General features: G+C 65.1%; 17 protein-coding genes. 9 read left to right on the plus strand and 8 right to left on the minus strand.

Annotation, left to right across the window (positions count from 1 at the left end; translation table 11 throughout):
• Positions 1-164: 164 nt before the first annotated feature.
• Both BV95_RS15690 and BV95_RS15695 read left to right on the plus strand, forming a co-directional pair.
• The gene (locus BV95_RS15690; protein WP_037453963.1) at positions 165-1,502 is read left to right on the plus strand and encodes a cystathionine gamma-synthase family protein; all 1,338 of its coding nucleotides are present in this window, start codon (positions 165-167) and stop codon (positions 1,500-1,502) included.
• Positions 1,499-2,431, plus strand: a complete 933-nt coding sequence (locus BV95_RS15695) for a 2-hydroxyacid dehydrogenase (RefSeq protein WP_037453965.1) — start codon at positions 1,499-1,501, stop codon at positions 2,429-2,431. Before BV95_RS15690 ends, BV95_RS15695 begins: the two co-directional genes overlap by 4 nt.
• Before the next feature lie 44 nt (positions 2,432-2,475).
• Here the strand turns inward: BV95_RS15695 and BV95_RS15700 are convergent, their stop codons facing one another.
• On the minus strand, positions 2,476-3,150 hold the full coding sequence (locus tag BV95_RS15700; RefSeq protein ID WP_037454005.1) for an HAD family hydrolase: 675 nt from the start codon (positions 3,148-3,150) through the stop codon (positions 2,476-2,478).
• Positions 3,151-3,249: 99 nt separating this feature from the next.
• Between BV95_RS15700 and BV95_RS15705 the strand changes: the two genes are divergently transcribed.
• From BV95_RS15705 to BV95_RS15720, 4 genes are read left to right on the plus strand one after another with little or no spacing between them, the layout of a single operon-like run.
• The gene (locus BV95_RS15705) at positions 3,250-4,359 is read left to right on the plus strand and encodes an MlaE family lipid ABC transporter permease subunit (RefSeq protein WP_037454008.1); all 1,110 of its coding nucleotides are present in this window, start codon (positions 3,250-3,252) and stop codon (positions 4,357-4,359) included.
• On the plus strand, positions 4,359-5,207 hold the full coding sequence (locus BV95_RS15710; protein WP_037453967.1) for an ABC transporter ATP-binding protein: 849 nt from the start codon (positions 4,359-4,361) through the stop codon (positions 5,205-5,207). Before BV95_RS15705 ends, BV95_RS15710 begins: the two co-directional genes overlap by 1 nt.
• A 3-nt stretch (positions 5,208-5,210) precedes the next feature.
• Positions 5,211-6,173 (plus strand): MlaD family protein, encoded by a 963-nt coding sequence (locus tag BV95_RS15715; protein WP_037453970.1) that lies wholly within the window; start codon positions 5,211-5,213, stop codon positions 6,171-6,173.
• A gap of 7 nt (positions 6,174-6,180) precedes the next feature.
• Positions 6,181-6,789 carry an ABC-type transport auxiliary lipoprotein family protein gene (locus BV95_RS15720; protein ID WP_081873405.1) on the plus strand — a complete coding sequence of 203 codons (609 nt, stop codon included), beginning with the start codon at positions 6,181-6,183 and terminating at the stop codon, positions 6,787-6,789.
• Positions 6,790-6,835: 46 nt separating this feature from the next.
• On the opposite strand, the gene pepN is transcribed toward BV95_RS15720, so the two are convergent.
• From pepN to BV95_RS15755, 7 genes are all read right to left on the minus strand, one after another.
• Positions 6,836-9,433: an aminopeptidase N gene (gene pepN / locus BV95_RS15725; RefSeq protein ID WP_037453972.1), complete on the minus strand. Its 2,598-nt coding sequence runs from the start codon at positions 9,431-9,433 to the stop codon at positions 6,836-6,838.
• Positions 9,434-9,523: 90 nt separating this feature from the next.
• On the minus strand, positions 9,524-10,423 hold the full coding sequence (locus BV95_RS15730; RefSeq protein ID WP_174544491.1) for a ParB/RepB/Spo0J family partition protein: 900 nt from the start codon (positions 10,421-10,423) through the stop codon (positions 9,524-9,526).
• A 14-nt stretch (positions 10,424-10,437) separates the two neighbouring features.
• Positions 10,438-11,220: a ParA family protein gene (locus tag BV95_RS15735; RefSeq protein WP_037453979.1), complete on the minus strand. Its 783-nt coding sequence runs from the start codon at positions 11,218-11,220 to the stop codon at positions 10,438-10,440.
• A 1-nt stretch (position 11,221) separates the two neighbouring features.
• On the minus strand, positions 11,222-11,857 hold the full coding sequence (gene rsmG, locus BV95_RS15740; protein WP_037453982.1) for a 16S rRNA (guanine(527)-N(7))-methyltransferase RsmG: 636 nt from the start codon (positions 11,855-11,857) through the stop codon (positions 11,222-11,224).
• On the minus strand, positions 11,854-13,704 hold the full coding sequence (gene mnmG, locus BV95_RS15745) for a tRNA uridine-5-carboxymethylaminomethyl(34) synthesis enzyme MnmG (protein ID WP_037453985.1): 1,851 nt from the start codon (positions 13,702-13,704) through the stop codon (positions 11,854-11,856). The genes rsmG and mnmG overlap by 4 nt, the downstream gene beginning before the upstream one ends.
• 58 nt (positions 13,705-13,762) lie before the next feature.
• A complete protein-coding gene (gene mnmE, locus BV95_RS15750) occupies positions 13,763-15,043 on the minus strand; it encodes a tRNA uridine-5-carboxymethylaminomethyl(34) synthesis GTPase MnmE (protein ID WP_037453988.1) in 1,281 nt (426 codons plus the stop codon).
• 21 nt (positions 15,044-15,064) lie between these two features.
• Positions 15,065-15,325: a DUF6489 family protein gene (locus tag BV95_RS15755; RefSeq protein ID WP_037453992.1), complete on the minus strand. Its 261-nt coding sequence runs from the start codon at positions 15,323-15,325 to the stop codon at positions 15,065-15,067.
• A 161-nt stretch (positions 15,326-15,486) separates the two neighbouring features.
• Between BV95_RS15755 and BV95_RS15760 the strand changes: the two genes are divergently transcribed.
• The 3 genes from BV95_RS15760 (at position 15,487) to BV95_RS15770 (ending at position 18,251) form a co-directional block, all read left to right on the plus strand.
• Positions 15,487-16,185, plus strand: coding sequence for a dienelactone hydrolase family protein (locus BV95_RS15760; protein ID WP_037453994.1), 699 nt, complete (start codon positions 15,487-15,489; stop codon positions 16,183-16,185).
• Between the two features lie 18 nt (positions 16,186-16,203).
• Entirely contained in the window at positions 16,204-17,172 is a 969-nt protein-coding gene (locus tag BV95_RS15765) for a quinone oxidoreductase family protein (protein WP_234703207.1), read from the plus strand.
• 116 nt (positions 17,173-17,288) lie between these two features.
• Complete coding sequence (locus tag BV95_RS15770; RefSeq protein ID WP_051749813.1) at positions 17,289-18,251, plus strand: phytanoyl-CoA dioxygenase family protein; 963 nt, start codon at positions 17,289-17,291, stop codon at positions 18,249-18,251.
• Positions 18,252-18,359: the final 108 nt, after the last annotated feature.

Genomic DNA, 18,359 nt, shown 5'->3' on the forward strand with positions numbered 1-18,359 from the left:
GAACTGGGCTCCTGCCTTCGCAGGAGCACATTGGCTGTGTAATTTAAGTTTGGTTGCATGAAATAATCTTATCGAACGCCTCTGGCCCCCTGCCTCCTTCAAGCGTTACACTCCTGCCATCAGAGCGGCGCAACAGACGCCGCAGGGACATGCAGGAGAATGAAATGACCGGCGAAACCGAAGCCGACCTGACGGGCGTGGAGCCCAGCCACAACCGCCGCCGCCCCAAGCAGCCGATCATGGAGATTGAGGGCCGCAAGCTGAAGCCCGCGACGTTGATGATGGGCCATGGCTATGATCCGACCCTGTCCGAAGGATCGCTGAAGCCGCCCATCTTCCTGACATCCACCTTCGCTTTCGAAAGCGCGGCCGCGGGGAAGCGGCATTTCGAGGGCGTGACGGGCATCCGTCCCGGCGGTGCGGAGGGGCTGGTCTATTCCCGCTTCAACGGTCCGAATCAGGAAATTGCGGAAGACCGGTTGTCGGTCTGGGAAGAGGCGGAGGACGCCTTGCTTTTCTCCAGCGGCATGTCGGCCATTGCGACGACATTGCTGGCGCTGGTGCAGCCGGGCGACGTGATCGTGCATTCGGCGCCGCTCTATGCCGCGACCGAATCGCTGATCGGGCGCATATTGGGCAAGTTCGGCGTGAAATGGCTGGATTTCCCGGCAGGCGCGACCGAGGAAGAGATTGGCGCGGTGATCGAGAAGGCCAAGGGGCTGGGCCGCGTCGCGCTGATCTATCTGGAAAGCCCGGCCAATCCGACCAATGTGCTGGTCGATCTGGAGGCGGTAGTTGCGCGGCGCGACTTTTCGTTCGCAGGCGAAGAATATCACCCGCCCGTCGCCATCGACAACACCTTCCTCGGCCCGCTCTGGCTTCATCCGCTGAGCCATGGGGCGGATCTGGTGATCTACAGCCTGACCAAATATGCGGGCGGGCATAGCGATCTGGTCGCGGGCGGCGTACTGGGGTCGAATGCGCTGATCAACACGATCCGGCTGATGCGCAACACCATCGGCACGATCCTGGACCCGCATTCGGCGTGGATGCTGTTGCGGTCGCTGGAGACGCTGGAACTGCGGATGAGCCGGGCGGGCGAGAATGCGGCCAAGGTCTGCGCCTGGCTGAAGGACCAGCCGCAGGTCGAGAAGGTCGTCTATCTCGGCTTTCCGGAGACGGAGCGGCAGGCGGATATTTATGCGCGCCATTGCACCGGGGCGGGATCGACCTTCTCGCTTTATCTGAAGGGCGGGGAGGCGGAAGCCTTCGCCTTTCTGGATGCGTTGAAGATCGCGAAGCTGGCCGTCAGTCTGGGCGGGACCGAGACTTTGGCCAGCCATCCGGCGGCGATGACGCATCTTTCCGTGCCTGCTGAGCGCAAGAAGGCGCTGGCGATCAGCGACAATATGGTGCGCATCTCCATCGGTTGCGAGGATGCGGCGGATCTGATCGCGGACTTCGCACAGGCCCTGCGCGCGGTGGAGGGCATCGACGGATGACGGGAAATCGCCCACTGATCCTGATTGCGCAGCCGCATCTGGCGCCGTTGAAGGATGTGCTTTCCTCCCGATATGACGTCATGCCCCTGTGGGAGGAAAGCGGGAAGGCGCGGCTTGCGGAGGCTGAAATTCTGGTGACGGCGGGCGAGTTCCGGCTCGATCCGGCGATGCTGGAACGGATGGAGAAGCTGCGGCTGATCGCCTGCTTCACCGTGGGTTATGATGGGGTGGACCTTGACTGGGCGCGGGCGCGGGGCGTGGCCGTGACCCATGCGGGGGACGCCAATGCCGAAGATGTGGCGGACCATGCGCTGGGCCTCATCCTCGCCCATCGGCGGCAAATTCTGTTGGGCGACCGGCAGGTGCGGTCGGGCGAATGGACGGCGGGATCGAAGATGCTCAGCCGGTCGATGGCGGGGGCGCGGATCGGGATCGTCGGCATGGGCAGCATCGGGATCGCGCTGGCGCAACGGGCCGAACTGATGCGCATGCGGGTCGGCTGGTGGGGGCCGAGGGAGAAGCCGGGACTGGGCTGGGCTCGGGCGGACAGTCTGGAAGCGCTGGCGCGGGACAGTGACGTCATGGTGGTCGCGGCCAAGGCGACCGAGGAAAATCGCGGGATGATCGACGCTTCGGTGATGGATGCGTTGGGGTCGCGGGGGCTGCTGGTGAATGTCGCGCGGGGGCAGTTGGTGGATGAAGATGCGCTGATCGCGGCCTTGCGCGAGGGAAAGCTTGGCGGGGCGGCGCTGGACGTGTTCGAGAGCGAGCCTACGCCTGCGGTGCGCTGGGCCGACGTGCCGAATGTCGTGCTGACGCCGCATACGGGCGGCGCGACCTATGAGGCGGTCGGGAGGATGCGGGATATGCTGTTGGCGAACCTTGAGGCTTATTCGGCGGGGGAGGCGTTGGTTTCGCCGGTCATTTGACCCCGGTCCGTTCGGGAAGCAGAGGGTTGCGGGAATGCCGTCGCTCAGTTCCAGTCCACCCGCGTCCAGCCCCGTTCCATCGCCAGTTTCGCCAGCGGCTTGTGCGGGTTGGAGGCGAAAGGCAGGTCCGCGAACTCCAGCATCGGCGCGTCCGACACATGGTCGGAATAGGCGCGGATATGCGCCTGCGTCCGGTCGATGGCTTCGGCGGCCATCCACGCCTTGATCATGCGCAGCTTGCCGGTGTCGTAGCAATTTTCGCCCGCGATTTTGGCGCGGACATAGCGCAGATCCTGCGAGAGATGATCGGTGGCGATCACCGCGTCGAAACCCAGCCGCCGGGCAATCGGCTCGACATAGAGGCGGTAGGAGGCGGTGGCGAGGACCAGCCGGTAGCCGTCCGCCCTGTCCTTCGCAATTTGGGCCAATGCGCCGGAGCGGACATTGCCCGCGACCACCTTCGCCGCATAGCTTTCCACATGGGGCATCAGCCGGGCGCGTTCCACGTTGAAGCCGATCATCAGCGCCTGGTTCAGTTCCTTCAGCCGCTGACGGCTGATCAGCTTCAGCACATAGGCCAGCATCAGCAGGATCACACCGGGAAACAGAGCCAGACGCCACGGCGCCATGCCCTTCGCGACGTGGATCAGAAAGCCGGTATAGGTGCCGGTGAACGTCACCGTGCGGTCCATGTCGTAGATTGCGAGCCTGTGCGTCATGCCATGTCCGAAACTTTTTGGGTCGCCCCTTCGTTTGATCGTGCGGATGGGCCGTTTCGGCTTGCCGTGCAACCGATAATGGACCACATCTCCGCCTTGATGAACAAAGCCGCTGATCTTGCTCAGGAAGTCCGCGAGGGCAGGACGGTCATTCGGCTTTCGGGCAATCTGTCCATCGCCTGCCTTCACGATCTGCCCAACCGGCTGGATGCGATAGAGGGACCGGTCGATACCATCGACCTTTCAGGCGTGGACCATATGGACACGATCGGCGCCTGGGTGCTGCATCGCACGATCAAGCGGCTGGACTGCAAGATCACAGGCGACAAATGCGACGCGGAGCGGCTGATCGCGACGGTCGGCAGCGTGGACGAGCCGGTCAATATCCGTCCGGACCATGAACCGCCCTGGCAGCGGGTGGTCGGGCAGATCGGCGAAGCGGTGGTCAATTCGGGCACGACCCTGCTGGGCCTGCTCGGCTTCTTCGGCGGCACGCTGGTCGCGACGTGGAACGTCATCCGCCATCCGGGGCGCTTCCGCATCAACGCCGTGGTGCAGCGTTTCGAAGTGGTGGGCGTGTCGGCGCTGGGCATTATCGGCCTGATGAGCTTCCTGATCGGCATCGTCATCGCGCAGCAGGGTTCGGTGCAGCTTCGCCAGTTCGGCATGGAGATGCTGACCATCAACCTGGTCGGCCGCCTCACTTTCCGCGAACTGGGCGTGCTGATGACCGCGATCATGGTCGCGGGCCGCTCCGGTTCCGCCTTCGCCGCGCAACTGGGCACGATGAAGCTGACCGAGGAGGTCGACGCCATGCGCACCATCGGCGTGTCGCCGATGGAGGCGCTGGTGTTGCCGCGCACGCTGGCGGTGGTGGTGATGATGCCGCTGCTGGGCTTTTATTCCTCCATCGTCGCGATCATCGGCGGCGGGTTCCTGTGCGCGGTGTCGCTCGACATTCCGCCGATCACCTTCGTCCAGCGGTTGCGGGAAGTGGTGCCCATCCATGACCTGTGGGTGGGGCTGATCAAGGCGCCCGTCTTTGGCGTGATCATCGCGCTGGCGGGTTGCTTCCAGGGCATGCAGGTCAAGGCCAATGCCGAGGAGGTCGGCCTGCGCACCACGGCGGCGGTGGTGCAGGCGATCTTCCTGGTGATCGTGCTGGATGCCTTTTTCGCCGTCTTCTTCACCTGGGTAGGCTGGAACTGATGGCGCAGGAGGAGGAAATCAGCGCCGAGGAGGCGCGGATCGAGGAGGCGGTCGAGCATAACGGCATCGCCATATCCGTCCGCAACCTGCGCAACAGCTTCGGCGAGCAGGTGGTGCATGAGGGGCTGAACCTCGACGTGCGCAAGGGCGAGATATTGGGCGTGGTCGGCGGATCGGGCACGGGCAAGTCGGTGCTGATGCGATCCATCATCGGCCTCCAGACGCCGGATGAGGGCGAAGTCCACGTCTTCGGGGAATCGATGATCGGCCGGCTGGACGATGAAGCGCTGGCGATCCGCAAGCGGTGGGGCGTGCTGTTCCAGGGCGGCGCGCTGTTTTCGACGCTGACGGTGGCGGAAAATATCGAAGTGCCGATCCGCGAATATTATCCCAATATCGGGCCGAAGCTGCGCGACGAGATTGCGGCCTACAAGATCCGCATGACCGGCCTGCCTGCAGAGGCTGGGCCGAAATATCCCGCCGAACTGTCGGGGGGGATGAAGAAGCGCGCCGGGCTGGCGCGGGCGCTGGCGCTCGATCCGGACCTGCTGTTCCTGGATGAGCCGACGGCGGGGCTGGACCCCATCGGCGCGGCGGCGTTCGACGATCAGACGCGCCGGTTGCAGCAGACGCTGGGCCTGACCGTCTTCCTCATCACCCATGATCTCGACACGCTTTATTCGATCTGCGACCGGGTGGCGGTGCTGGCGGACAGGAAGGTGACGGCGGTCGGCACCATCGATGAGCTGCTGGCGACCGACCACCCCTGGATTCAGGAATATTTCAACGGCCCGCGCGGGCGCGCCGCGACGGCGGCGGTGGCTCGCGAGAAGGACAAGAGGCGATAGACTATGGAAACCCGCTCCAACCATGTGCTGGTGGGCACGGTCACGCTGCTGTTGCTGGCGGCGATCATGATCGCGGCTTTCTGGTTCTCGCGCCTCTCCCAAGGCGACAATATGGAATATGACATCTTCTTCAAACAGTCGGTCAACGGCCTGGCCAAGGGGTCCAGCGTCAACTATTCCGGCGTCCCCTCCGGTCAGGTGGAGAAGATCGAGCTTTGGAAGCGCGATCCCAGCTTCGTGAAGGTGCGCATTTCTGTGAAGGAGGGCACGCCGGTTCTGCAAGGGACTACGGCGACCATCGCGGGGGTGGGCTTTACCGGCGTTTCGGAAATCGTGCTGGACGGCGCGGTCAAGGGCGCGCCGCCGATCACCTGTCCGGCGGAAAACCCCCTCGCCTCCTGCCCCGACGGCGTGCCGGTGATCCCGACCAAGCCGGGGGCATTGGGCGAATTGCTGAACAATGCGCCGCAATTGCTGGAGCGGCTGTCGACGCTGACGGAGCGGTTGACCGAATTGCTGAACGACAAGAATCAGCAGTCGATTGCCGGCATACTCGCCAATGTGGAACGGATTTCCGGTTCGCTGGCCGACCGCAGCCCGGAAATCGCGGCGACTTTGGCCGAAGCGCGCATCGCCGTGCAGCGCACCGGCATCGCCGCCGAGCAGATCGGCAAGCTGGCCGCCTCCACCGACGCCATGGTGAATGATGAGGGCCGCCCGCTGCTGGCCGACCTGCGCAAGAGCATCCAGTCGGCGACGCGCAGCATCGACACGCTCGACAAGACCATCGGGGAAGCGCAACCGGGCGTTCGCGCCTTCAGCAACCAGACCATGCCGGAGGTCAACCAGTTGGTCCGCGACCTGCGCGAAATGTCGCGATCCTTCCGGGGCGTGGCGGAAAAACTCGACCAGCAGGGCGCGGGGTCGATCGTCGGATCGCCCAAGCTGCCCGATTACAAGCGATAAGAGGGACATGATGATGTTTCACGGGAAACTGGGTCTGGCGGCCGTCGGAGCATTGATGCTGGCGGGCTGCGTGTCCTTCGGCGGCAAGCCGCCGGAGCGGCTCTTGTCGCTGAACGCCGCGCAGAAGGTCGCGCCGGGGACGTTGCGCAGCGCCTCATCGGGCACGGCCATCACGGTGGCCGATCCGGAGGCGCCCAAGATGCTGGACACGGTGCGGGTGCCGGTGATCACATCGCCCACTTCGGTCGCCTATGTGACGAAGGTGCAGTGGGCCGATACGCCGCGTCATCTGTTCCAGAAGCTGCTGGCTGAGACCATCGCCGCCACCAGCAATCGCATCGTGCTCGATCCGGGGCAATATTCGGCGGACGCCGGGCAGCGGTTGATGGGCGAACTGGTCGATTTCGGGCTGGATGAAGCGAGCAACAGCGCGGTCGTGACCTATGATGCGATGCTCGCCGGGCCGGGCGGCACGGCCATTGCCAAGCAGCGCTTCACCGCCAGCGTGCCGGTTGGCGGGAAGATCGCGGCGGACAGCGTGGGCGCGCCGCTGAATGCCGCGGCGAACAAGGTTGCGGCGGATGTAGCGGCCTGGGTGGCGGCTTCGGGGCGGTAGAAATCTTGCCCCCCGTGCTCCTGCGAAGGCAGGAGCACGGAGTCAGTCATTCCAAACTCTTGCTCGCCTGTTCCGTTACGTCCTTCGACAGTCCCGGCACCGCGAGGATGCGCTGCAACTCCGCCCGCATCAGGGCTGCTCGCGCTTCATCGAAGCGTTTCCAGCGTCCCAATGGTGGGACCAGCCGGGCGGCGGTCTGGGGATTGAGCTTGTCGAGGGCGATGATGCAGTCGGCCACGAGGCGATAGCCCTTGCCCGACTTGTGGTGGAACGCCCATTGGTTGCCCGCGAACGCCCCGTAGAGCGACCGCACCCGGTTGGGATTGGCCAAGGTGAAATCCTTGTGCCTGGCCAGTTCCTCGACCAGATCGACCGTATCGGGATGGAAGGCGAAGGCCTGGGTCTGGAACCATTTGTCCAGCGTCAGCGCGTCGTCGCGATAGCGGTTGTAGAAGATGTCGAGTGCAGCCTCCCGCTCCGCGCTGGTGCCGTTGGCCAGGGTCGCGAGCGCCGCCTGACGTTCGGTCATATTGTCCGCCTCGCTGAACTGGCCGAAGGCGACGGTCGCGCCATCGGCGGCGCCTGACGCGGCGAGATAGAGCAAGGCGGTGTTGCGCAGCTTGCGCGCGCCCTTGGCGGCGGGCGACAGGGCGAAGGCGTTGGCCTTCGTCTTGCCGTGAATGTCGCGCCACAGCGGTTCCAGTTCCGCGCCGATCCGCCGTTGCAGCGCGTCTCGGACGGCGTGGATCGCGTCGGGATCGACCACCGCCATCTGGTCGCCCAGATAGGCTTCGCTCGGCAGGCGGATCGCTTCGGCGATGAAGGCGGGGTCGAGCAGCGGATTGGTGGCCGTGTCGCGGATCGCGGTGACGACCGCATCTTCATCCACTGCCTGCCCGCCGATGCGGCCGACGAGGACATTGACCATGAGTTGCTGCATCGCCTCATAACGGGCGAAGGGATCGTCGTCATGGGCGGACAGGAAGGCTAGATCGGCCTGGCTGCGGTTGGTTTCGACGATCACAGGCGCGGAAAAGCCGCGGTTGATCGACAGGATCGGCGCGGCCGGCCAGCCCGCGAAGGTGAAGCTTTGGCGCGCTTCCGTCAGCATCAGCAGTTCGTCGCCGCGATGCTGGCCGCTTTCCGGGTCGAACAGGGCGGTGCGCAGCGGGATGGCCATGGGCCGCTTTTCAGGCTGGCCGGGCGTCGGCGGGACGGACTGCTCCAGCAGCAGGGTCACGCTCTGGGTGGCGGGATCGTGGCTCAGCAGCGCCCGGACATGGGGGGTGCCGGCCTGTTCGTACCAGCGGCGGAACTGGGCGAGGTCGATCTCTCCGCCCTCTTCCATGGCCCGGACGAAATCCTCGCAGGTTGCCGCTTCGCCGTCATGCCGGTCGAAATAGAGGTCGGTTCCGGCGCGAAAGCGCTCCGGGCCGAGCATCAACGCCATCATGCGGATCAGTTCTGCGCCCTTATTGTAGATGGTGGCGGTGTAGAAGTTGCTGATTTCCATATAGGATTCGGGCCGCACGGGATGGGCGAGCGGGCCGCTATCCTCCTGGAACTGGGCGGCGCGCAGGATGCGGACATCCTCGATCCGCTTGACGGCGTGCGATCCCATGTCGGCGGAGAAATTCTGGTCGCGGAAGACGGTGAAGCCTTCCTTCAGGCTGAGTTGGAACCAGTCGCGGCAGGTGACGCGGTTGCCCGACCAGTTATGGAAATATTCATGCGCAACTACGCCTTCGACGCCGTCATAGTCGATGTCGGTCGCGGTTTCCGGATCGGCCAATATGTAGCGGGAATTGAAGATGTTGAGACCCTTATTCTCCATCGCGCCGAAGTTGAAATCAGCAACTGCCACGATGTTGAACACGTCCAGATCATATTCGCGGCCATAGACCCGCTCGTCCCAGGCCATGCTGTTCTTGAGCGCCTGCATGGCGTGGGCGGTGCGGGGGAGATCGGCTTCCTTGACCCAGATGCCGAGTTGCACTTCGCGCCCGCTGGCCGTGACGAAGCGGTCGGCGTTGCAGGCGAGGTCGCCCGCGACCAGGGCGAAGAGGTAGCAGGGCTTGGGAAAGGGATCGTTCCAGCGCGCCCAATGGCGGCCGTCGGGCAAATCGCCCTGCTCGACCGGATCGCCGTTCGCCAGCAGCACGGGATAGAGCGCCTTGTCAGCGGCCAGCCGCACCGAATAGCGCGACAGGACATCCGGGCGGTCGGGGAAGAAGGTGATGCGGCGGAAACCCTCCGCCTCGCATTGGGTGCAGAGCAGGCCGCCGCTGGCGTAGAGGCCCATCAGCTTGCTGTTGCTCTGGGGGGAGATCTCCACGAATGACTTGACGAGGTGAGAGGCCCCGGAAAGCGGGATGGTTAGCGTGCCGCCGTCGAGCGACCATTGGTCGGGGGTGAGGAGCTGGCCGTCGACGTGGATTTCCAGCGGGAGCAGGCCGTCACCGTCGAGCTTGAGCGGGCGGTCATGGTCGCCGTTGCGGGTGACGGACAATGTCGCGTGCACTCGCGTGACGGCGGCGTCCAAGTCGAAATCGAGGGCGATATCGGGGACGAGCCAGTCGGGCGCGCGATAGTCTTCGCGGCGGACGATGTGGGGCGCGGCGGGGAAGGAGGGATGATCTGCCATGCGGGCAGGCTAGGCCGTCGGGGCGGAAAAGGCCAGTGGCCACCCTCCGGAAATGAGGGCGGCCGCTGGCCTTTTTCGTCTTTTAAGCCGTTAGATTCGTTCGCCCGACAGGCGTTGGCAGAGCATGTCGAGTTGATCCAGCGTCGAATAATGCAGCGTCAGGGCGCCACCCCCACCCTGGCCATAATCGATGGCGACCTTTACGCCCAATATGTCTGCGAGATGCTGTTCGAGAGCGGCGATGTCCGGGTCGTTTTCCCTGGGAGCGGCTTGCCTTCGGCTGGGGGCGTCGTCCCCTTTCCGGGTGCGGCGGACCAGTTGTTCGGTGTCGCGGACGGACAGGCCCCTGGCTTCGACCGTGCGGGCCAGATTCTCGCAGTCGGGCGCGCCGATCAGGGCGCGGGCGTGGCCCATGCTGAGCTTCCGTTCGATCACCTGCTGCTGCACCGGCCCGGGAAGGTCGAGCAGGCGCATGAGGTTGGCGACATGGCTGCGTGACTTGCCGACAAGGCGGCCGAGCGCTTCCTGGCTGTGGTGGAATTCGGCGATCAGCTTGCGATAGGCCTCCGCCTCTTCGATGGGGTTCAGGTCTTCGCGCTGGATATTTTCGATCAGCGCGATTTCCAGCGTTTCCGCTTCGTCGAAATCCCGCACGATGGCGGGAATGCGGTGAAGCTGGGCGCGCTGGGCGGCGCGCCAGCGGCGTTCGCCCGCGACGATCTGGAACCCGCCGCCATGGGGACGGACGATGATCGGCTGGATCACGCCGCGCTTGGCGATGCTGTCGGCCAGTTCCTGCAACGCGCCATCGTCGAAATGGCGGCGGGGTTGTTCCGGATGAGGCTGGATCAGAGCGACTTCGATGCTCTGGATCGTCTTAGTCGACGGCGGAGTGGCGGCGGTCGGCGTAACCGGCTCTTCCCGCGCCACATCGCCCAGCAGCGCCGACAGGCCCCGACCAAGCCCGTGGGGGCGCTTGGCCGACTTCATCATATTTTCGTTACTCAAGCAGCGACCTCCTGACGGGGCAGGCGCGCGATCAGTTCGCGGGCCAGACGCATATAGGCTTCCGACCCCGGACAGCGGAAATCGTAGATCAACGCCGGGACGCCATGGCTGGGCGCTTCCGACAGGCGCACATTGCGGGGAATGACGGTGGAGAAGACCAGATCGCCCAGGCAGGCGCGCACATCGTCGGCCACCTGATCGGTCAGGCGGTTGCGCCGGTCATACATGGTGAGCGCAACGCCCATGATCGAAAGGCCGGGATTGAAGCGGCCCCGAATGCGCTCGACCGTCTGGAGCAATTGCGACAGCCCCTCCAGCGCGAAAAATTCGCATTGCAGCGGCACCAGCAGCGATTGCGCGGCGACCATGGCGTTGATGGTCAGCAGGCCAAGCGAGGGCGGGCAATCGATCAGGCAGATGTCCCAGCGGCCCGGTTGTGCTTCGGACAGCACGCGTTCGAGGCGGTGGGTGCGTTCCTCATATTCGATCAGTTCGATTTCCGCGCCCGACAGATCCTGGGTGGCGGGGACGATATCGAGCTTCGGGACGCGGGTGGTGATGATCGCGTCTTCCAGCGCGCAATTGCCCATGAGCAGGTCATAGCTGGACTGTTCGCGGTCGGACTGGTTGACGCCGAGGCCGGTCGAGGCGTTGCCCTGCGGATCGAGATCGACCAGCAGGACGCGCAGTCCCGTGGCCGCCAGACCCGTGGCCAGATTGATGGCGGTGGTGGTTTTTCCGACGCCGCCCTTCTGATTGGCGATGGCAATGCGGATCATCCTAGGCCTTCCTCCTGACGGACCGGACCGCCTGTGCGACGATGATGGCGCTGTCCGCGTCAGTCGCACTGCGTTCCACGTGGAACGCACCTTGCCATGATCGACTCGCCTCCTCCAGTTCATTCTGCGCATTTCGTCCTTTTGGCAGCACCCAAATCGTCTTTTCGTCGGACAGATGCACTGCCGATTCCAGCAACTTGGGCAAAGGCGCATAGGCGCGGGCGCTGATGATCGCGGCACGGGCGGGGGGAACGGTCTCTACGCGACCGCCGAAGACGCTCGCGCCGGAGAGATGGAGTTCGGCGACAACCGCGTTCAGGAAGTCGATCCGCTTGCGGCGCGATTCGACCATCTGCACCGGGCGGTCCGTCAGGATCGCGACCACGATGCCGGGCAGGCCTGCGCCCGACCCCAAGTCGATCCACTGCCCCTCCCCTGCGTTCGCGGCCAGGGGAATGAGTTGCGCGGAATCGACTATGTGCCGCGCCCAGACATGGGGCCGGGTCGATTCCGCGATCAGATTTTGCCGGTCCATTTCCGCCAGAAGGATGGCGACATAGCGCTCCAGCCTGTTCCATGTTTCACGTGGAACATCGAATTGCTGCTCCAGCCATTGCCGCGCTTCATCTTCGGTCACGCGGCGCGCCGCCTGATATGAACCAGCACCGCCGCCAGTGCGGCCGGGGTGATGCCCCTGATGCGTCCCGCCGCCGCCAGCGTGTCGGGACGAGCCATGTTCAACCGTTCGATCATTTCGGTGGACAAGCCGCCGACCGAAGCGAAATCGAAATCGGGGGGAATGACGACCCGTTCGTTGCGCCGCATTTCTGCGATCTCCGCATCCTGTCGATCCAGATAGGGGGCGTAATGCGCGTCCTCCAGAATTTCGTCGCGGACATCTTGAGAGATTTGCGACAGGGCTGGCGCAAGGGTGAAAAGAAGCTCGCGGCCGACTTCGGGGAAGCGTGCCCATTCGAACAGCGAACGGCGCGCGCCATCCTGTCGTACCGCTGCACCCGCTCTGGCCATTTCCGTGGCGGATAGGGAGCGGTTCAGTTCCTCTTCCGCCCTCTCCCGCTCGGCATCCCGCGCCGCATAATGGGCGGCGCGTTCGGCGCTCAGGATTCCGTGGCGATGGCCGACCGGGGCCAGTCTGGTTCCCGCATTGTCGGCACGGAGCCGCAGCCGATATTCGGCGCGGGCGGTGAGCATGCGATAGGGCTCGGTCACGCCTTGCAGGACCAGATCGTCGATCATCACGCCGATATAGCTGCTGGCGCGATCAAGGATGAGCGGCTCTTCGCCCCGCGCATGGGCTGCGGCATTGACGCCCGCGACCAGGCCCTGGGCCGCCGCCTCCTCATAACCGGTGGTGCCGTTGATCTGGCCGGCGCAGAAGAGGCCGGGGATGGCCCGCACCTCCAATGTCGCGTCGAGCGCTCGCGGGTCGATATGGTCATATTCCACTGCATAGCCGGGGACGACGATCTCGGCCGCCTCCAGTCCTGCCATCGACCGGATCATCTCCCGTTGAACGTCGGCGGGCAGCGATGTGCTGATGCCGTTGGGATAGACGAGGTTGGTTTCCAGCCCCTCCGGCTCCAGGAAAATCTGGTGCCCGTCGCGGTCGCCGAAGCGGATCACCTTATCCTCGATGGACGGGCAATAGCGCGGGCCGCGTCCCTCTATCGCGCCGCTGAACAGGGGTGAGCGGCCCAGCCCCTCGCGGATGATAGCATGGGTCCAGTCATTGGTGCGGGTGATCGCGCAGCTTAGCTGGGGCAGGATGCGGGCGGGGGAGAGAGCGGACATGGTCCAGCTTCCCCCGTCGGAGGGCTGCTCCTCCAGCCGTGCCCAATCGATGGTGCGGCCGTCGATGCGCGGCGGGGTGCCGGTCTTGAGCCGCCCAATCGGCAGGTCGAGGGCGCGAAGCTGGACACCCAGCGTGGTGGCCGCCCGTTCGCCGGTGCGGCCACCGATGGTGGTTTCCTCGCCCCGGAAGAGCTTGCCCCCCAAGAAAGTACCGGTCGCCAGCACCACGGTCGGGGCGCTGAGCGTCCTTCCGTCGGCCAGGGCCAGTCCGGCGATTTTGTCTTGCGAGAGCAGCAGTTGCGCGGCCTCGCCCTCTATGATGTCCAGCCCGGTCTGGGCGTCCAGCAGGCGGTGAATTTCTGCGCGGTAGCGTTTGCGGTCGGCCTGTATGCGTGGCCCCTGCACCGCCGCGCCCTTGCTGCTGTTGAGCATGCGGTAGTGGATCGCGGCGGCATCGGCGGCGCGGCCGATCAATCCGTCCAGCGCGTCGACTTCCCGCACCAGATGGCCCTTGCCCAAGCCGCCGATGGCGGGGTTGCAGGACATGGCGCCGACGGTGGCCTTTTCGAAGGTCAGCAGCGCGACCGACGCGCCCTTGCGCGCCGCAGCGACTGCCGCCTCGCAGCCCGCATGGCCGCCGCCGACCACGATCACATCATAGCTTGTTCGCATGGGCGCCCCTTAACAGAAGTGGGACGCTCCGGTCAAAAGCGTTCCACGTGGAACAGCCCTATTTGCCGATGCAAAAACCGGAGAAAAGATGGTCGAGCATGTCTTCCGTGCTTGCCCGGCCCGTGAGTTGATCGATGGCGTTGCGGGCCTGGCGCAATAATTCCGCCACGATCAGCAGGTCGTCGCTCGCAGAAGCCGATGCCAGATGCGCGTGCAAAAGGCTTGCCGCATCGCGTTGCCGCCGGTGCAGGGCATAGTCGCCTTCGCCGGGAAGAAGGTGGGCCGCCCGGTCGAGCAGGAGGGCGATGAGTTCCGGCATCCCCTCCCCCGTGATGGCGGAAAGGCGCAGGCCGGGGCGGCTGTCCGTCCTTCGGTCGCATTGCGGGGCAAGCAGGATGGCGTCGGCGCGGGGCGTTTCGTCCGCCGGGCCCAGCCAGAGGATGATGTCGGCGGCATCCAGCGCCCCCCTCGCCCGCTCCATGCCGATCGCCTCGATGGCGTCGCCGGTCTCGTCGCGCAGGCCCGCCGTGTCGGTGAACAGGAACGCCACGCCGCCGAGCGCTGCGGGCGCCTCTATCCGGTCCCTGGTCGTCCCCGCGATGTCGGAGACGATGGCGGCTTCCCGCCCGACCAGCCGGTTGAGCAAAGTGGATTTGCCCGCATTGGGCGGGCCGGCCAGCACCACCCGGACGCCGTCGCGCAGCCGCTCCGCCGATGGGGCCGCCAGGATGGCTTCGACATCATGGGCCAGGGTCCGGATGCTTTGGCCGATGCGCGCCTCTATTCCTTCGTCGGGTACGTCATCCTCGTCGGAGAAATCCAGCGCGGCCTCGGTCATGGCGGACAGGTCGAGCAAGGTTTGGCGCCAGTCCTCCACCCGGCGGGAGAAATGGCCCTCCGCCATCAGCAGCGCGGCGCGGCGCTGTTGCTGGGTTTCGGCGGCGAGGAGGTCGGACAATCCCTCCACCGCGTTCAGATCCATGCGGCCATTGGCGAAGGCGCGGCGGGTGAATTCCCCTGCTTCGGCGCGGCGTAGGCCGGGGAGCGTGGACAAGGCCTCTTCTATGGCGGCGATCACTGCCCGCCCGCCATGGCAGTGCAATTCGGCCAGATCCTCGCCGGTCACTGTGGAGGGGCCGGGAAACCACAGGATCAGGGCACGATCCAGCAATGCGCCGTCTCGCGGATCGGTCAGGGAGGACAGGCGGGCGTGGCGGGGCTGCGGCAAAGCGCCCGCGAGCGCGATAAGGGCTGAACCCGCCGATGGACCGCTGATGCGGATCACGCCGATCCCGGCGGGCGGCGCGCCGCTCGACAGCGCGAAGATGCTATCCGTCACGGGGCTGGCTTTGCGAAAGGGTCAGCCGGAAGTCTTGTCGCCATTCTTGCCCGGCATTCCGGCAAGGCCGATGTCCATCATCTGCTTGAACAACCGCATGCCCGCATCGCCCATCGGAGAGAAGCTTTTGAACAGCGTCTCCATCTGCTCGACATTGGCGACGCCGTCGAAACTGTCGAGCATCGTCTTCACATATTTGTCGTGAATGGGGGTGACATCCGGCAGGCCAAGGAAAGCCCGCGCCTCCGCAGGAGTGCAGTCGACGTCCACGCTTACCTTCATATCTCGCTACCTTTTGCCGTGGGCTCCCTTTACAACGCCTCATGCCGCAACAAGTGCGGTCAACGCAAATTTTTTGACGGCAAGGACGGTTGCGCTTGGCCCGGCAAGCGTCATTATGCCGTCGACGAACCATATTCCCATAAGGACGGAAAGGATATTCCATGGCAGCATTCACATCCATCTCCACGCTGGAGGGCGACGCCCAGTTCGACGTCTATGTCGCCCGGCCGGAGGGAACGCCGAAGGCCGCCATCGTGGTGATCCAGGAAATCTTCGGCGTGAATGAGGGCATTCGCCGCAAATGCGACGATTGGGCGGCCAAGGGCTATCTGGCGGTGGCGCCCGACCTGTTCTGGCGGGAAAAGCCGCATGTCGAACTGGACGCGGACGTCCCTGAAGAGTTACAGGCCGCCTTCGGCCATATGCAGAAGTTCAACCAGGACCAGGGCATTCGCGATATCGAAGCCACGATCAAGATGGCCCGCGCCGAGTTGGGCGACGGCGGGAAGGTCGGTCTGGTCGGTTACTGCCTGGGCGGGCGGTTGGCCTTCATGTCGGCCTGCCGCACCGATGGGGACGCGTTCGTCGCTTATTATGGAGTCGGCATCGACGGGCTGCTGAACGAACAGCATGCCATCGGCAAGCCGGTGCTGCTGCATATTCCGACCGCTGACGGCTTCGTTCCGGCTGAGGTTCAGCAGAAGATGCATGAGGGGTTGAAGGACAACCGCCATGTCGTGCTGCATGACTATGAGGGGCTGGATCACGGCTTTGCCGCCGAGATGGGGGCGCGGCGCAACGAAGCGGCAGCGCAGTTGGCGGACGGCCGCACCGCCGATTTCTTCGCCGCGCATCTCTGATCAAGGGGGACGGCGGCAATGGCGCAGGCATGGCGGATGGTGGCGCGGGCCTATGGCGGGCCTGAGGTGATCGCGCGGGAGGATTTCGATCCGGGCCTGCCGGGCGAAGGCGAATTGCTGATCGCGCAGGATGCCGTCGGCCTCAACTTCATCGACACCTATTACCGTACCGGCCTTTATCCCGCGCCGCTGCCGACCCCGCTTGGGGCGGAAGGCGCGGGACATGTGGCCGCCGTCGGTCCCGGCGTGAGCGGCTTTGCCGTCGGCGACAAGGTGGGGTGCGCCGCCGGGCTGGGCGCCTATGCCACGCATCGCATCGTCCGGGCGGAGCAGGTGGTGAGAATTCCCGACAGCGTCAGCACACAGGATGCCGCCGCCATGATGCTGAAGGGCATGACCGCCTGCTATCTGGCGGAGGATATCGTCAGCCTGCAGGCCGGGCAGTTCGCGCTGGTTCACTCGGCGGCGGGCGGCGTCGGGTCGGCGCTGGTGCCGTGGCTGCGGGACAAGGGCGTGGTCGTGATCGCCCATTGCGGCTCGGCGGAAAAGGCGGCGCAGGTGGATGCGGACCATCGCCTGCATGGCCCGTTCGACAGCCTGGCCGCGACAGTGCGCGGGATTACCGGGGGCCGTGGCGTGGATGTCGTTTATGACGGGGTCGGCAAGGATAGCTGGAGCGCGTCTCTGGCCTCGCTCAAGCGGCGCGGGTTGATGGTCAGCTATGGCAACGCATCGGGTCCCGTGCCGCCGGTCAGCCTGCTCGACCTTAGCCGGGGCGGATCGCTTTACGTGACCCGCCCTACCCTGTTCGATTATGTCGCCACGCCGGAGGAACTGGCCTGGACCGCCGAAAGGCTGTTCGACCGCATGGCGCGGGGCGTGGTGAAGGCTGTGGTCGGACAGCGCTTCGCCTTGTCCGACGCGGCCGAGGCGCATTGGGCGCTGGAAGCGCGGCAGACCACGGGCAGCACGCTGCTGATACCCTGACAGCGTTCTCCGGCGCGAGCCGCGAAACATTCCAGAACGCTGGAAACAGGTTATTTTTATTTATATGTCGCACATAATGCTCGACCGCCCCGGCGGGCGGTGGCAAGGCGCGACTGATGCATGTCCTGGCGCCCTTGCTCGCTCCCTTCTGGTTCGCCCAGCTTTTCACCGGGGCCAAATCCTTCGTCGACAATCCACTGATCGGTTCGCCCCGGCTGAATGCGCTGGGCCTGCATGCCGGACGCGTGCGGATGGCGCAGGCGATGACGGCGCGGCGGCGCAAGGGGCTGGCCGCCGCCGTCGATCCGGTCCACCGCGCCACCTTCGACCGCGACGGCGTGGTCGAGATTCGCGACTTCCTGCCCGCTGCCGCCTTTCGGGATTTGCAGGAGCAGATTTTCGCCTATCGCGGTCCGGCGCGGGAAATGGTCCAGGGCGATACGATCACCCGGCGGCTGGCGTTGGACCCTGCCGCCCGTCGCGCCATCCCGGCGTTCGAGACTTTCCGCCGCGATCCGCGCTGGCAGGCGCTGGCCCGCTATGTCGCCGGTTTCGACATAGAGCCGCTGCTCTACCTCCAGTCGATCCTGCCGCAGCGGCATGACGCTCCGCCCGATCCCCAGCTCGCCTTCCATGCCGACACTTTTTATCCGGCGATGAAGGCATGGCTGTTTCTGGAGGATGTGCCGGTCGAAACCGGCCCCTTCGCCTATGTGAAGGGTTCCCACCGGCTGACGCCGCAGCGGCTGGCATGGGAAAAACAGCGCAGCCTGGCTGCGCGGGACGGCGATTGCCGCCTTTCGGCGCGTGGATCGCTGCGGATCGATGTGAGCGAACTGGAGGCGATGGACCTGCCCCAGCCCAGCGTCTTTTCGGTGCCCGCCAACACCTTGCTGATCGCCGACACGTTCGGCTTTCATGCCCGCAGTCCGGCCAGCGTCCCGGCCACCAGGGTGGAGATCTGGGCCTATGGCCGCCGCAACCCGTTCCGGCTGGCCAGGGGATGGGATATGTGGAGCCTGCCCGGCTTGGCCGAGGGTAGTGTGCGGGATGTTCTGCAAAATCCATTGAGGATTTGAGCGGCCATGGCAGGCTGGTGATGTTCAAAGTCGCCAACCCCAATGGAGCCCCACCATGACCAGGAATGAGAATAGACCATCGATAGCGGCCGTCAAAGATTTGATGGG

The organism is Sphingobium chlorophenolicum (assembly GCF_000722875.1).
Classification (GTDB): Bacteria; Pseudomonadota; Alphaproteobacteria; order Sphingomonadales; family Sphingomonadaceae; genus Sphingobium; species Sphingobium chlorophenolicum.

Coding starts and splice junctions, on each gene's coding strand:
- BV95_RS15690 (WP_037453963.1), top strand. CDS start 165: ATGACCGGCGAAACCGAAGCCGACCTGACGGGCGTGGAGCCCAGCCAC.
- BV95_RS15695 (WP_037453965.1), top strand. CDS start 1,499: ATGACGGGAAATCGCCCACTGATCCTGATTGCGCAGCCGCATCTGGCG.
- BV95_RS15700 (WP_037454005.1), bottom strand. CDS start 3,150: ATGACGCACAGGCTCGCAATCTACGACATGGACCGCACGGTGACGTTC.
- BV95_RS15705 (WP_037454008.1), top strand. CDS start 3,250: ATGAACAAAGCCGCTGATCTTGCTCAGGAAGTCCGCGAGGGCAGGACG.
- BV95_RS15710 (WP_037453967.1), top strand. CDS start 4,359: ATGGCGCAGGAGGAGGAAATCAGCGCCGAGGAGGCGCGGATCGAGGAG.
- BV95_RS15715 (WP_037453970.1), top strand. CDS start 5,211: ATGGAAACCCGCTCCAACCATGTGCTGGTGGGCACGGTCACGCTGCTG.
- BV95_RS15720 (WP_081873405.1), top strand. CDS start 6,181: ATGATGATGTTTCACGGGAAACTGGGTCTGGCGGCCGTCGGAGCATTG.
- pepN (WP_037453972.1), bottom strand. CDS start 9,433: ATGGCAGATCATCCCTCCTTCCCCGCCGCGCCCCACATCGTCCGCCGC.
- BV95_RS15730 (WP_174544491.1), bottom strand. CDS start 10,423: ATGAAGTCGGCCAAGCGCCCCCACGGGCTTGGTCGGGGCCTGTCGGCG.
- BV95_RS15735 (WP_037453979.1), bottom strand. CDS start 11,220: ATGATCCGCATTGCCATCGCCAATCAGAAGGGCGGCGTCGGAAAAACC.
- mnmG (WP_037453985.1), bottom strand. CDS start 13,704: ATGCGAACAAGCTATGATGTGATCGTGGTCGGCGGCGGCCATGCGGGC.
- BV95_RS15755 (WP_037453992.1), bottom strand. CDS start 15,325: ATGAAGGTAAGCGTGGACGTCGACTGCACTCCTGCGGAGGCGCGGGCT.
- BV95_RS15760 (WP_037453994.1), top strand. CDS start 15,487: ATGGCAGCATTCACATCCATCTCCACGCTGGAGGGCGACGCCCAGTTC.
- BV95_RS15765 (WP_234703207.1), top strand. CDS start 16,204: ATGGCGCAGGCATGGCGGATGGTGGCGCGGGCCTATGGCGGGCCTGAG.
- BV95_RS15770 (WP_051749813.1), top strand. CDS start 17,289: ATGCATGTCCTGGCGCCCTTGCTCGCTCCCTTCTGGTTCGCCCAGCTT.